General features: G+C 38.9%; 14 protein-coding genes. 12 read left to right on the forward strand and 2 right to left on the reverse strand.

Features of this window, described 5'->3' with window-relative positions:
* Positions 1-8 precede the first annotated feature (8 nt).
* The 6 genes from FNW02_RS19470 to FNW02_RS19495 all read left to right on the forward strand — a co-directional run bounded on the left by FNW02_RS19470 (position 9) and on the right by FNW02_RS19495 (position 5976).
* Positions 9-1151: a glycosyltransferase family 4 protein gene (locus FNW02_RS19470; RefSeq protein WP_191759149.1), complete on the forward strand. Its 1143-nt coding sequence runs from the start codon at positions 9-11 to the stop codon at positions 1149-1151.
* Between the two features lie 219 nt (positions 1152-1370).
* The gene (locus FNW02_RS19475) at positions 1371-2531 is read left to right on the forward strand and encodes a glycosyltransferase (protein ID WP_191759150.1); all 1161 of its coding nucleotides are present in this window, start codon (positions 1371-1373) and stop codon (positions 2529-2531) included.
* An 8-nt stretch (positions 2532-2539) separates the two neighbouring features.
* Complete coding sequence (locus FNW02_RS19480; protein WP_191759151.1) at positions 2540-3781, forward strand: glycosyltransferase; 1242 nt, start codon at positions 2540-2542, stop codon at positions 3779-3781.
* A gap of 14 nt (positions 3782-3795) precedes the next feature.
* Positions 3796-4563, forward strand: coding sequence for a glycosyltransferase family 2 protein (locus tag FNW02_RS19485; protein WP_191759152.1), 768 nt, complete (start codon positions 3796-3798; stop codon positions 4561-4563).
* Between the two features lie 356 nt (positions 4564-4919).
* Positions 4920-5432: a YdcF family protein gene (locus tag FNW02_RS19490; RefSeq protein ID WP_191759153.1), complete on the forward strand. Its 513-nt coding sequence runs from the start codon at positions 4920-4922 to the stop codon at positions 5430-5432.
* Between the two features lies 1 nt (position 5433).
* Positions 5434-5976: a WcaF family extracellular polysaccharide biosynthesis acetyltransferase gene (locus FNW02_RS19495; protein ID WP_191759154.1), complete on the forward strand. Its 543-nt coding sequence runs from the start codon at positions 5434-5436 to the stop codon at positions 5974-5976.
* Positions 5977-6435: 459 nt separating this feature from the next.
* On the opposite strand, the gene FNW02_RS19500 is transcribed toward FNW02_RS19495, so the two are convergent.
* Entirely contained in the window at positions 6436-7155 is a 720-nt protein-coding gene (locus FNW02_RS19500) for a response regulator (RefSeq protein ID WP_191759155.1), read from the reverse strand.
* A gap of 532 nt (positions 7156-7687) precedes the next feature.
* Between FNW02_RS19500 and FNW02_RS19505 the strand changes: the two genes are divergently transcribed.
* The 3 genes from FNW02_RS19505 to FNW02_RS19515 all read left to right on the forward strand — a co-directional run bounded on the left by FNW02_RS19505 (position 7688) and on the right by FNW02_RS19515 (position 10125).
* Complete coding sequence (locus FNW02_RS19505) at positions 7688-8803, forward strand: hybrid sensor histidine kinase/response regulator (RefSeq protein ID WP_191759156.1); 1116 nt, start codon at positions 7688-7690, stop codon at positions 8801-8803.
* 125 nt (positions 8804-8928) lie between these two features.
* The gene (locus tag FNW02_RS19510) at positions 8929-9147 is read left to right on the forward strand and encodes a hypothetical protein (protein WP_191759157.1); all 219 of its coding nucleotides are present in this window, start codon (positions 8929-8931) and stop codon (positions 9145-9147) included.
* Positions 9148-9204: 57 nt separating this feature from the next.
* A complete protein-coding gene (locus FNW02_RS19515) occupies positions 9205-10125 on the forward strand; it encodes a histone deacetylase family protein (RefSeq protein WP_191759158.1) in 921 nt (306 codons plus the stop codon).
* Positions 10126-10429: 304 nt separating this feature from the next.
* Here the strand turns inward: FNW02_RS19515 and FNW02_RS19520 are convergent, their stop codons facing one another.
* Positions 10430-10975 carry a GNAT family N-acetyltransferase gene (locus tag FNW02_RS19520; RefSeq protein WP_225225775.1) on the reverse strand — a complete coding sequence of 182 codons (546 nt, stop codon included), beginning with the start codon at positions 10973-10975 and terminating at the stop codon, positions 10430-10432.
* A gap of 411 nt (positions 10976-11386) precedes the next feature.
* Here FNW02_RS19520 and FNW02_RS19525 point away from each other — a divergent pair, with 411 nt between their 5' ends.
* The 3 genes from FNW02_RS19525 (at position 11387) to FNW02_RS19535 (ending at position 13698) form a co-directional block, all read left to right on the forward strand.
* A complete protein-coding gene (locus FNW02_RS19525) occupies positions 11387-11524 on the forward strand; it encodes a hypothetical protein (RefSeq protein WP_191759159.1) in 138 nt (45 codons plus the stop codon).
* 178 nt (positions 11525-11702) lie between these two features.
* Positions 11703-12149, forward strand: a complete 447-nt coding sequence (locus FNW02_RS19530) for a tellurite resistance TerB family protein (protein WP_191759160.1) — start codon at positions 11703-11705, stop codon at positions 12147-12149.
* A gap of 193 nt (positions 12150-12342) precedes the next feature.
* Positions 12343-13698: a UDP-N-acetylmuramoyl-tripeptide--D-alanyl-D-alanine ligase gene (locus tag FNW02_RS19535; protein ID WP_191759161.1), complete on the forward strand. Its 1356-nt coding sequence runs from the start codon at positions 12343-12345 to the stop codon at positions 13696-13698.
* The last annotated feature ends 347 nt before the right edge of the window (positions 13699-14045 follow it).

A 14045-nucleotide genomic window follows, 5' to 3' on the forward strand; every position in this document is an offset into this window, starting at 1 on the left:
TTAGTTTAATGAAAGTTTTGTTAATAGGTAATTATCAACCAGATGCTATTCAAAGCATGGATCTATTTTCGGTCATGCTGGAAAATCACTTAACACAGTTGGGCCATCAAGTACGTGTCATTCGCCCCACGCCATATCTAGGCAGCCTTCATTTATTCCCAAATGTCTTTAAAAAATGGTTTGGTTACATTGATAAATTAATCATTTTCCCGTTAAATTGGCGTTCAGTAATTTCTTGGGCAGATGTAGTTCATATATGCGATCATGGCAATGCCATTTACGCTAGATATCTACAAAACATACCCCATGTTGTAACTTGTCATGATTTATTGGCAATTCGTTCTGGTTTGAGAGAATTTCCAGAATATAAAACAGGATGGACTGGTAAAATATTACAACAGACGATTGTGAAAGGACTTAATCAAGCTCAAAAAGTTGCTTGCGTTTCCGAACAGACTAGAAGCGATTTGACACGTTTAAGTACTCTTGATGAGAAGGCTGTAACTTTAGTTCCTGTGGGTTTGAACTATCCTTATACCCCTATGGCAGCCTTAGAAGCTAAACAACGCTTAAAAGCTTTAGGAATCTCTCAAGATTGTCGCTTTATTCTTCATGTGGGAGCAAATCACTGGTATAAAAATCGTTTAGGAGTTTTAGCTATCTTTTATCAACTAATGTTAAAACTTAATCAATCAGAATGGTATCTAGTGATGGCAGGTAAACCTATGACTGATGAAATGCATAAGTTTATTCAAAGTCATAACTTAGGTCAAAAGGTAATAGAACTAGTGGAAATAGAACATGAAAATTTGCGAGCTCTTTATTCTTCCGCAACTGCTTTGCTATTTCCTTCTTTACATGAGGGTTTTGGGTGGCCGATTATAGAAGCTCAAGCTTGTGGTTGTCCTGTTTTTACTTCAAATCGTCCTCCAATGAATGATGTAGGAGGAGAAGCAGCTGTATACATAGATCCAAACAATCATGAAGATACAGTAGAGAAGATTGTTTCATCTCTATCTAAACTAGAAATGTTGAAGTCTAAAGGATTTATTAATTCGCAAAGATTTACAGCACAGAACATGGTTTCTCAATATATTGAGCTTTATCAGTTAGCCATTGAGGAAAAATCTAAAATAAAAATTACAAACTAATTTATATTAATAAATTTTATAGTTAATTATACTTAATAAATGGGAAAAAATAGATTTTAACAAACATAATAGTTTACAGAATCTTTGTAAAAGCATCATCTTGAACTAATCAACATAATGTAAGGTAAAGTTTTCAAATATAATTCATATTAAAAGCAATTTTATATTATTTAATATAATGTGTAAATCATGTTAGTAAATATATAAAGGATTTTAAACATGCAAAAACTTCTAAAAAAAGGTACTTTAAATTTATGGTTTCCTAACTTATTTGAGTTCAAAGGTGGTATACAAGTTTACTTACAAAACATATTGGAAACCATCCAAGAAAGACTACCTAATTCCTCTCTCTGGATTTTAGATAAGCTCGATAAAGATAAGCCGAAAGATAAATTTAATTCTAATAATTATTCATTTTTTTTTAGCGGTCATTTACCCAAGTATTTACGAACACAACATTTTGCTTTTAACTTAATCAAAACAGCTATACTTAGTCAACCAAAGTTTATTTTATGTGGTCATATAAATTTTGCACCAGTAGCACTCTTAATTCGTAGGCTTACAGGTATTCCTTACGGAGTTATTGTTTATGGAGTTGATGCTTGGGAAATTCAAAATAAATGGCAAATTAAAGCACTACATGCAGCAGAAATAGTAATATCGATTAGCATGTATACACGCGATCGCCTAATTAATGAGCAGAATCTCCCTACCGATAAGATAAAAATATTACCAGTTACATTTGATGAGAATCGTTTTCAGCCTAGTTCTAAACCAAAATATTTACTAGAGCGTTATGGCTTGAGGTCTAATCAGCCGATTATTTTCACTGTGACTCGTTTATCAAGTGAAGACGGCTATAAGGGATACGACAAAATTATTCAAGCGCTACCGAAAATTAAGTCTCAGATTCCAGATGTTCACTACATACTAGGTGGTAAAGGCGATGACCAACCCCGGATTGAGCAATTGATTGCTCAACTCAACCTGCAAGACAGCGTTACCCTAGCAGGTTTTATTCCCGATAGCGAACTCTGCGATTTCTACAATCTTTGCGATGTGTTTGCCATGCCTAGTCGAGGCGAAGGATTCGGGATAGTCTACCTAGAAGCACTTGCATGTGGCAAACCCACAGTGGGTGGTAATCAGGATGGTGCAATTGATGCTCTTTGTCAGGGTGAACTAGGGGCCTTGGTCGATCCTTTGGATGTGAATGCGATCGCTCAAACTCTCATCCAAATTTTGCAAGGTACTTATCCAAATCCTTTAATTTATCAACCTGACGCTTTAAGGCAAAAGGCGATCGATAAATTTGGCTTTGAACAATTCAAACAAACTCTGACAAAACTCATGCATCATTTTTTTGCTATCCCTGAATAACTTTAATAATGACACTTAATCCTTTAGCAGTAAAATCGCTAAAAACATCTACAGATAGACCTCAAGTCTGTCATGTAATTGACAGTATTAATGAAAATACTGGTGGTACTGCTTTTTTAGTCGCAAGACTAGCATCAATTGTTGCAAATCAAGAAATTACATCTCATCTATTCACACTAGATTATCAACAACTTGGTAGCCAAATTGCAACTGAGAATGTCAAAATACATAGCTATCCTGCTAGTTTCTTGGCTCGACGGATGCAAGGATTTGCTCCCAAAGCTAATCATGCTCTGGAGTGCTTAGCATCAACAGAATTAGATTTGATTCATAATCATGGCTTATGGTTGTTTCCTAATATTTACGCTCGACAAGCCGCATTAAACAATCGCCTACCTTTAGTAGTTTCGCCACACGGAATGCTAGAGTCTTGGTCTTTAAAGCATAGTCGAATGAAGAAGTGGCTTGCCTGGTTAGTGTACGAACAGAAAAATTTGATGAGTGCTACTGTTTTTCATGTAACTTCGGCTGAAGAAGCAATGTCTGTTCGTCGTCTTGGTTTTCAACAACCGATCGCACTCATTCCAACTGGTGTAGATCTTGCTGATTTCAATGAACAACCAAAAAAAGAAGTATTAACACAATTATTTCCTCAACTTAGTGATCAAAAATGGTTACTTTTTCTGTCTAGACTGCATTCTAAAAAAGGTATAGATAATTTACTCCAGGTTTGGCAAAAATTAGAATCGCAATTTTCTGACTGGCATCTGATTTTAGCTGGGCCTGACTTAACAGGCTACCAAGCAAAGTTAGAACTACTAGTAGAACAATTAAATTTGAGCCAACGGGTGACTTTTACGGGTATGCTGTCTGGAAAGGCCAAGATATCTGCACTTTGTAATGCTGATTTATTTGTTTTGCCAACTCACTCAGAGAACTTTGGGATTGCAATAGCAGAGTCTCTTGCTTACGGTGTGCCTGTTATCACTACAAAAGGTACTCCTTGGCAGGATTTAGAACGCTATGAGTGTGGTTGGTGGATTGAGGACAATCAACAAGCACTTTTAATGGCTTTAGTTGAGGCAATGAAAATGCCTGCAAGTGAGCGGCAAGTAATGGGTTTGAGAGGGAAAAATCTGGTAGAAACTAAATACTCTTGGAACGCGATCGCTGAAAATATGGCAAGTGTTTACCACTGGATTCTTAGTGGAGGTGAACCGCCTAGTTGTGTTCAGTTTTATGGTTATTAATTAATTTACATTGAATGCTAGAAGAAATTACTCCACTGATTCTTACCTATAACGAAGCCTTTAATATTGAGCGCACCCTTCAGTATCTTACTTGGGCCAATAAAATTATTGTGATTGATAGTTATAGCACCGACGAAACTTTAGAAATTTTACATTCTTATTCTCAAGTTAAAGTATTTCAACGAAAATTTGATACCCACGGTAAGCAATGGAACTACGGCTTAGAGCAAGTTGAATCTAAATGGGTGCTTTCTTTAGATGCAGATTATGTTGTTACAGATAATTTAAGAACTGAAATTATAGATTTGCCAGCAGATGGCCAGATAAATGGTTACTTTGCCAGATTTAAATACTGTGTGTTTGGTAAACCGCTCAGAGGTACAATACTTCCCCCTCGTCAAGTTCTCTTTCGCAAAGATAAAGCTGTATACATAGATGATGGTCACACTCAACTTTTACAACTTGCTGGTAAGTCTGCAACGCTTACTGGTTATATCCATCATGACGATCGCAAACCTCTAAATCGCTGGTTGTGGGCACAGGATCGCTATATGGTGATTGAGGTAAAAAAATTATTAGAAACACCAATGAGTGAACTCAGTTGGGGCGATCGCATCCGTAGACAAAAAATTCTAGCTCCTTTCATCATTTTGGTCTACTGCCTCATCGTTAAAGGCGGTATTCTTGATGGTTGGCATGGTTGGTACTATACATTTCAGCGCGTTCTGGCAGAAATTCTTCTAGCTATTCGTTTAATAGAAGCTGAAAAAATTAAAGTTTAATTATTGTGGTATGAATAAATCATTTGCTTTTTGAATTTTCATTATCAAATCACTTCAAAGAGAATTATATTATTACAAGTATAGGTGTATGCTCCTTTGGAATTTACCTCATACATCACCTAATTCTCGAATTTATTCGACCTATTGTTATTAACATTTATCCCGCATCTGTAGATACTGTTCCAGTTTTAATCTGTAGTATATTGAGCTTTTCGCTGGCTTGGATAATTGTTTTTTACTTGAGAAAATCTCAAAAATATAGAAAATTATTGTTTGGAGGTTAAGTTATTACATTTTGCAAAATCAAAAAATATTGGATACTTTTTTTAGTAGGTTTTATCCTTTTCCTGCTGCTAATGATTCCTGTGCGTGTGGCGATCGCACTGTACCAAGCTCCCCAACCGCAAGCCATTCTCACCCTTGGCGGCGAATCATTAGGAGAGCGAGAAGCATTTACCGCCGAATTCGCTCACTGGTATCCAGCCTTAGAAATTTGGGTTTCTTCTGGTGTAGTTCCCAACGAAGGGCGTAGAATTTTTCGAGATGCAGGTATTTCAGATAGCCGTGTTCACTTAGACTATCGGGCTGTTGACACAGTTACTAACTTTACTACTCTCGTCACAGATTTTAGTCAACGCAAGATACAGCACATCTACCTGATTACTTCTGACTATCACATGCCTAGAGCCAAAGCGATCGCAACCCTGATTCTTAGTAGCCAAGGCATTGCTTTTACTCCACTCTCTGTACCATCTAACCATACCAAAGAATCCTTCCTCCCCATTATTCGTGACATTGCCCGCTCCCTGCTGTGGATTTTCACAGGCCATACAGGAGCAAGTCTTAAGCCTGCTGTTAATTCACCATAATATGCGTTTAGATAGCTATACTTTAGGTACTTATACCCCAGGTGCACCGTACTGGAAACAACTTGTGTGGTATTTTATCGGGTCGCCCTTAGTAGAAAGTTATTGGCTCCCGATATCAGCCTTAAAAATTTGGATACTCCGCTGCTTTGGAGCGCAAATTGGTCGAGGCGTCCGCGTTAAGCCAGGAGTAAAAGTGAAGTTTCCCTGGCGGTTAACTGTAGGCGATTACGTTTGGCTTGGGGAAGATACTTGGATTGATAACCTAGCTCCTGTCACCATAGAAAGTCATGTTTGCTTATCTCAAGGGGTCTATCTCTGCACTGGGAATCATGACTGGAATCATCCCAATTTTCAACTAATTACTGCCCCAATTCACATACAAGAAGGTAGTTGGATTGCGGCCAAGTCGATAATAGGCCCAGGTGTGACAGTAGGTAGAGGTGCAGTACTAACCCTCGGTGGAGTAACTGGGCGTTCTTTAGATCCAATGATTATTTATGCTGGTAATCCTGCTCAGCCCATCAAGAAAAGATTGAATTCTTAATATCTGACATACTCCTACACTGATGCTGACGCATATAGGTACTAAGTATTAAGCTCGACTTTATCCATTTTTGCTTTCCGCAATTTTATGCACTAAAACCCTTATGGAAGTTAGGTTTTGACTTTTTCGATTGCATCAAAACTAATCACTTATGGAAAAGTTTTTGCCACAAAGCTAAAACTTTTGCAAGATTTCAAGGGTTACATTTTTGGGTTTGGATAAAGTCGAGCAAAAGAGCGATCGCTAATCCCATCTATTAAGCAGCAGTAGTGTAGAACAGCGAATGCTGCAAAAGATTCTAGCAACTCTAAATTGGGTGTAACGTTTGTAAAAAGCCTATAAATATAGTCACGAGATAGTTATCACTTTTCCAAGGTAAACGTTGTGGGTTCAAGTCCCATCACCCTGTTTCAAAAAATTGGTGATTGCTATCTAAACTTAGATAGGGCATTTAACTCACTACTGCACTAACCCAGCACGTAAAGCAAGTACAGCAGCCTGCGTACGGTCAGCAACACAGAGTTTATTTAGAATACCTCGAACGTGAGTTTTTACAGTACCGACAGTTAAATAGAGCCTTTTAGCGATTTCTGCATTGTCACACCCAGCGACAATCAACTCTAAAACATCCATTTCTCGATGAGTTAAGGGGTAGCTCTCTATAGTTCTTTCTATTTCTGGGTCAATACCGTCAATCAGCACTCTTTTTCCAGCTGTTCCACTATTGCCATCAGGAAAATCCTGTCGTATTTGTCGCAGTACGAGATCGGCGATCGCTGGATCGATCCATGAGCTACCTGCATAGGTTGTTTGCACTGCCTCTACCAATTTCTCACTTTCGATATCCTTCATGCAATAAGAGTCTGCACCTGCTGCGAAAGCTGCTAAAACCGCCTGCTCACTACTCTGCATTGTTAAAATCAGCAGCTTTGTTGTGTAGTCTTCTGTTTCCGCCTGGTATTGCCTAAATGTGCGCGTCAGTTCTATACCATCCATGTCAGGCAAACCAATGTCAATGGTGGCGACATCTGGCTTGAGAGTTTTCAGAAGCTCTATTCCCTCTGCTGCATTAGCTGCTTCCCCAACAATGTTCATTTCTGACTGGGTTTGTAAAGCAGCCCGTAAGCCGATTCTGGTAAGGTTGTGATCTTCAATTACGAGGATCTTTATTTCACTCATGGATGGTTATCTTTACTGTTATCTATCTAAAAGTACAGATGAAAATAGCTTTGTTCTTCTATTCGGGATTTTATCCGAAAAGAAAGGCGTTTGGTATTGTTCACAAAACTTCATCTATCATCAGTCACAAACGACCTTATTTTCAAATTTTTTTTAAGAGGTTGTTTGAATATGAGAATTTAATTTCCTAAAAAAATCTTTTTATACATTATCTTGATGGGAAGCGATTAGAAATCGGTGACTATTAGTTATAGTTATAGTTAATTTTGCAGCTATCAGATCATGAATAAATAATCGTTTGCGCTTCTGTGCAACACAACTGATAGAGTTGGGGTAAAGGGGAAGGGCAAAAGGAGAAGTCAATTTATTTTATACTAAGCATTAAATTTTTGTAGTGTAATTACTGATAAAAACAATATCCTGAATTCCAAAAATTTTAAGCAAACATGTGAATCATGATGATCTTAACGCTGGTGAAGTAAGCTATTACTAGATTTGCTAGGGATAGCCAAGCACTTCTTTTTTATTAACCATGTCTTTAACTAAAACTTCCAAAAAAGATAGAATTCTCGTTGTAGATGACGTTTTTGATAATTTGCTGATATTAGAAGCAGTCCTAGAGGACAAGGACTATGAACTCAGCTTAGTGGAAGATAGCAAGACAGCTTTGACTATGGTAGAGCAATCGCCGCCAGACTTAATACTGTTAGATGTGATGATGCCTGAAATAGATGGCTATGAATTCACTCGACGCATCCGAAAGAATCAGACGTTACCTTTTATCCCCATTTTACTAATTACGGCTCACTATGAGTCTAGCGTTGTGGAAGGACTCGATGCTGGTGCAGATGACTTCATCCGTAAACCATTCGATCCAGATGAGCTACATGCACGGGTACGATCGCTCCTGCGCCTCAAGCATAGTATCGACGAACGAGATCAAATGGCTAACCTACGAGCCGATTTTGTCTCGCGTTTTACTCATGATTTACGTATACCTCTGGTAGCATCCAACCGGATCTTAAAATTATTGATAGAAGGTAGGTTTTGCGAAGTTTCACCACAATTGCAAGAAATCATTAGTACCATGATTGGCAGTAACCAAGACCTGCTGGAAATGGTAAACACCTTACTAGAAGTTTATCGTCATGAGGCTGGCTGTAAAACTTTAAAAATTTCTCCTTGTAATATTCAGGAGTTAGTTAGTGAAGTTGCTCAGGAGTTAACTCCCTTAGCAGAAGAAAAAGGATTAGCCCTAAATCTTAAATTGGCATCAGGAACAACCGGTAACAGCGAAACTGAAAGCATTGTTATGAGCGATCGCGTAGAGATGCGGCGAGTTCTGACAAATATTGTCGGCAATGCCATCAAATTTACAGATAAAGGTTCTGTAGATATTCACTGCCATCTCACTCCGGCCAATGTAACCATTGATGTTCAAGATACAGGGCCGGGAATTTCCAAACAAGACCAGGCAATATTATTCGAGCGATTTCGCCAGGGTAAACACCAGCGTTCCGGTAGTGGTTTAGGGTTATATTTATCTCGCTGCATTGTCGAAGCACATCAAGGCACAATTAATGTGATATCTGAGCCGGGACATGGTAGCACATTCACTATACGTCTACCTGTGACTACCAACAAATAGAAATATCCAAGTAAATATACACTGCACTGATGAATCAGTGTGGAAATAGTAATTTAAGCCCCAAGGTAGTGTGTGTCTTACCACAGAACAATTTAAGCTTGGCGTAGAAGTTTAGGGAAATAGTTATGAACAAGGAAACAGTTCCGAGTCAAGCTGAAAAGATGAACTCAGAAGGTGATGCATCGCAATTAAGCCCAGAGGTACTCGACAAAATCAAACATCCTCCAAAAATGGATGATGTTATCCGAGAGCAATCACCAGCAGAACGTAGGAGTAACCCAGCCTTAGTACCCGAAATGCTTGATGAACCAAATGATGAAATGACTGGATTAACCGAAGAATAGAGATACTAGTGAGGATACAATGGCATTCAGTATCCTGCTAGCAACCGTTTTCGCCCTATGCTACCAGTCATTTATTCTGATGAATTTCTGGATCACAAGACTGGAAAATACCATCCAGAAAACCCAGAACGCTTGACGGCGATCGCTAACGCCTTAAGAACATCTGTGTTTGCAAATAAAATTGAATGGCGATCGCCAACACCAGTAGCAGAAAGTCCGTCATTAATGCCTGTATTGGTCAAGGCTCACACCCCAGCATACATCAAGAAAGTTGGGGAAATTGCCTCTACTGGCGGTAGTTATTTGGATGGAGATACGCCTGTTTCCCCGCGCAGCTATGATGTGGCATTGTTAGCAGTAAGTGCTTGGCTGGATGGAGTTGAGACTGTGCTAGCAACAGCAAATCCGGCTTTTGCGCTGGCGCGTCCACCGGGACACCATGCTGAAAGTGATGCAGGGATGGGCTTTTGCTTATTTTCTAACGCAGCGATCGCTGCATTGTTTGCTTTAGAACAACCTGGAATTAATCGCGTCGCCGTTTTAGATTGGGATGTGCATCACGGTAATGGTACACAGGCGATCGTTGAAACTCATCCGCAAATTGCCTATTGTTCTCTACATCAATACCCTTGCTATCCTGGTACTGGGAGAGTTACAGAGCGCGGCTTTCATAATAATGTGTTAAATTTGCCCGTACCTCCTGGTAGTAATATCTCTGTATATCAGCCATTACTGGAAAAAAAGGTAATGCCATTTTTAGCAAATTTTCAACCAGATTTACTAATTGTGAGTGCGGGTTACGATGCCAATGCCGCAGATCCTTTGGCAAGCATCAATTTGCAACCAGCAGATTATGGTTTATTTACCGATTATTGTCTAGGACTAACTCGTAAAATTTTATTTGGTTTGGAAGGCGGTTACGATTTTGATACGCTTTCTCAATCAGTTGTTGCCACAATTGAACGCTGTTTACTTTAGGGCTTACCTGAGTTTGCAAGTTAGATCCGCATAACCCCACTTTGCAAGCAAGAATTATCAACGAATAAAGGTTATATGGTAACTTGTTGCAAATAATTACTGTTAATTTAATTTGTGCTAGTGCGATCGCTAGACAAATAAGCTGTCGCGCATATAATCTGCACATCTTTTCGTGTTGGCTGTTGACGGTTGACAGTTAACCGTCAGCGATTAACGAACTTCATGAGTGACTGTGCAATTTAAAAGCGTAATAGCTTATTTCATGTTCAGACGAATTTGGGAATTTGAGTATTTGCTTTTACTACTAGATACTTTGCTTTGCACGAGCACAAGCAATTCTATACTCTACTAAATGTAAAACTTTACCGCTCAAATTTGTCTGTTCATATTCCCTAAATATTTGTCCACCAAGTTTTTCTGGAATTCTACGACTGGCTATATTTGCTCGATCTACAGGATACAGAAGATACTCGTAATCTAAGTTACTCTGGGCCCAATCCTTAAGGGCTGCGATCGCCTCTATTCCATAGCCACTACCATGTGCTGATTTTTTCAGCCAAATACCTGCTTCTGGATATTTACTATTAATTTTGTGTATGCCACTACACCCTAGAAATTCTTGAGAATTTTTCTTTAAAATCACAAGTATCAAGTCATCCCCATTTTGGATTTTTAGTAACGATTCACTAATAAATAATTCTGTTTCAGAGATCGACTGAGGTGGACGAGGATGCATATAAGTAGTAATCTCCTCAGTAAATTCTCTAAAAATATTTTCTTTGTATTTTATCGATATAGGTTGCAACAATAAGCGATCGGTAAATATTTCTAAGAATAATAGTTTCATCATCTCTATTAGAGCTTATGTGTTAATACGGTTGTTTTAACTCTTGTAGTTGATAATTTTATCAATAAACTGAAAAGCCAATGACGAAATAATAAGATTTTCACCTCTTCCTCAGCTCTAGCTCATCAATAAATTAACCACATTAGGTTTTGCATAACTAGATACCAGCTTAATAGCTAAACTTGCGTAAGTTTTAGATAGTTAACTTTGATATTAATATCAGCCTCAGTACTTTCTTTTACAAATGACTGGTGAAATTCATTGAATCTTCAAAAATAAAAAGTTTAAGGAGTGTTCTGAAAGAGCTAAAGTTTTGTTAAGATGCAATTGCTAGCATTTTCTCAGCGAAATTCACCTATCGAGGTGTGGAGAAATAAAAAGTACTAGCAGCACAAACCTCAAAAGGTGAAGCCAATGACCACCTACATTTTCTTCGATGAAGCCCTACGGATGTTTGCCAACGCTTATTTGATATCAGCAGTACTGTTAATAGCCGCTTCTGGTATAGGTTTGGCAGTAATTGAAACAATGGAAAAGACAGGAGAACCCTAACTTCACAGATGGCAATATATTTATTGCCGAAAACCATTGGGTACAAGTGTTCGCCATAAAGAAATCCTGGGAACACTAGACTATGAAAGTCTCACAGCGTTGCAGCATTACCTGACATCACAGAATACACAGGTAGCTGTACCGCTATTGAGGCGCAAACCAAGGAGCTACTACTACAATGGGTCTATTCGACGCTGTTTTGGGCACTGAAATCCAAGCCCAAGCATCACTCAATCCAGCGGAAGCTTTTGCTGTGATAATTTTGGCTGCAACAGCCTCAGATGGTTATCTTTCTACCGAGCAAACAAATTGTATCACTTCTGTGCTGTCTCGGATGAAACTTTTTAAAAGTTATTCTAATGACCTGATGAACAGGCTGTTTGATAAAATTTTGAGCATTCTCCAGCGGGATGATTTTAATTTCTTATTTAATGCAGCTAAAGAATCTTTGTCTCAAGACTTGCGGGAAGCGGCTTTTGCAGTAGCCACCGATTTAGTCTTAGCTGAGGGCATAGTGAACGAAGAAGAAAAAAACTTTTTAAATGATTTATATCAAGCTTTAGGTGTTTCTAGTGAGATAGCAATACAAATTGTACAAGTAATCTTGATTAAAAACCGGGGATAGGTTAGCATTTTCCATGCTAGATCAAACTATATAAATAGTTTATAAACAAAGCGTGCCAAAAGAGTTAAACTCTTTTGGCACTACTTTTAATGTTCTTGTGACTGTGTGTAAAAAGATTAACTAGAATACTTTAATATTTCTTTGCTCACAAGAATTACCTATTACAATTCGGTTTTACTATTTTGAATTGCTTATGCCTTTTTCTGCCACCCTAACCCAACTGGTTGAAATTCTTTTGTCTAGACCTGTAAATTTATCTGAGGCTGCTTTAGCTCAAGTAAGCAGTGGTATACAAACAGATACCCGGATAATAGAGCCAGGTGAAGTATTTTTGGCTTTACGAGGTGAAAAGTTTGATGGACACCAGTTTGTGCCAACAGCGATCGCCAAGGGTGCGTTAGCAGCCATTGTGGATTTTGAATACGAAAATTCTGGGTTCCCCGTATTACAGGTAAAAGATACCCTCCAGGCATATCAAAAAATTGGCAGATGGTGGCGCGATCGCTTTGAGATTCCTGTGATTGGGGTAACGGGTTCTGTGGGCAAAACTACAACTAAGGAACTGATCACCGCAGTTTTGGCAACACAAGGAAGAGTTCACAAAACTTATGAGAATTACAACAACGAAATTGGTGTCCCAAAAACTCTCTTAGAACTTGGCGCAGAACATGAGTACGCGGTGATTGAAATGGCGATGCGAGGTAGAGGACAAATTGCCGAATTGACACAAATAGCGCGTCCGACGATCGGCGTGATTACTAATGTCGGGACGGCGCATATTGAGTTACTGGGTTCCGAAGCAGCGATCGCCGAGGCAAAGTGTGAGTTATTGGCTGAAATGCCTGCTGATAGTGTGGCGATTCTCAACCACGATAATCCTCTATTAATCGCCACAGCGGCGAAAGTTTGGGCTGGACAAGTTGTGACTTATGGCTTTTCTGGTGGCGATATCCAAGGGTTACTAATTGATAACGAGACTGTGGAAGTAGCAGGAATCCAACTACCCTTACCATTGCCTGGTCGTCACAATGCAACTAATTTCTTGGCGGCTTTAGCTGTGGCAAAGGTGTTAGGAATTGATTGGTCGTCGCTAAAAGCAGGTGTGATGGTGAATATGCCCACAGGGCGATCGCAGCGATTTGCTTTACCAAATGATGTTTTAATCTTAGATGAGACTTATAATGCTGCACCAGAAGCTATGTTAGCAGCATTGCAGTTGTTGGCAGACACCCCCGGAAAACGCAAGATTGCTGTGTTGGGTGCGATGAAGGAATTGGGAGAGCGATCGCAGCAGTTGCACTCCTCAGTCGGAGAAACAGTCAAAAAGTTGAATTTAGACGGTTTGCTGGTTTTGGTAGATGGACAAGACGCCGAAGCGATCGCTCTTAGTGCTGAGGGAATACCATCTGAGTGCTTTGCAACTCATGCTGATTTGGTGGCTAGGTTGAAGACATTTGTGCAAGCAGGCGATCGTTTATTGTTCAAAGCTGCTCATTCAGTGGGACTAGATCGGGTTGTCAATCAGTTGTGTGCAGAAATTTCAAGTTAAGCTTATCACACTCTTAAAAGGGGATGGATTTCACGTTGACAGTTGACTGTTAACCATCAACTGTCAACTGTCAGACGTGATATATCTCGTCTCTACAAAGGTTTTGACATCAAATAAAATCATTTTGATAACTCTAATATCCGCTTAAATAGTTGTCATTCTAAGCGAAACGTAGCCCTACTATTGCCTCAAGTTTAAATTGATGAATAAGCAAGTTAGTAGTCAGAACTAAAGTCCTAATTACAAACCCTCAAAACTAACTTGACAAAGTACTACTTTAAAGAAAGCTACGTCTTGGTCTTGCAGAGAATAATCTTATTAACAGATATTTTTTTATAAGTAATTAA

The sequence above is a fragment of the Komarekiella delphini-convector SJRDD-AB1 genome (genome assembly GCF_014831675.1).
Taxonomy (GTDB): Bacteria; Cyanobacteriota; Cyanobacteriia; order Cyanobacteriales; family Nostocaceae; genus Komarekiella.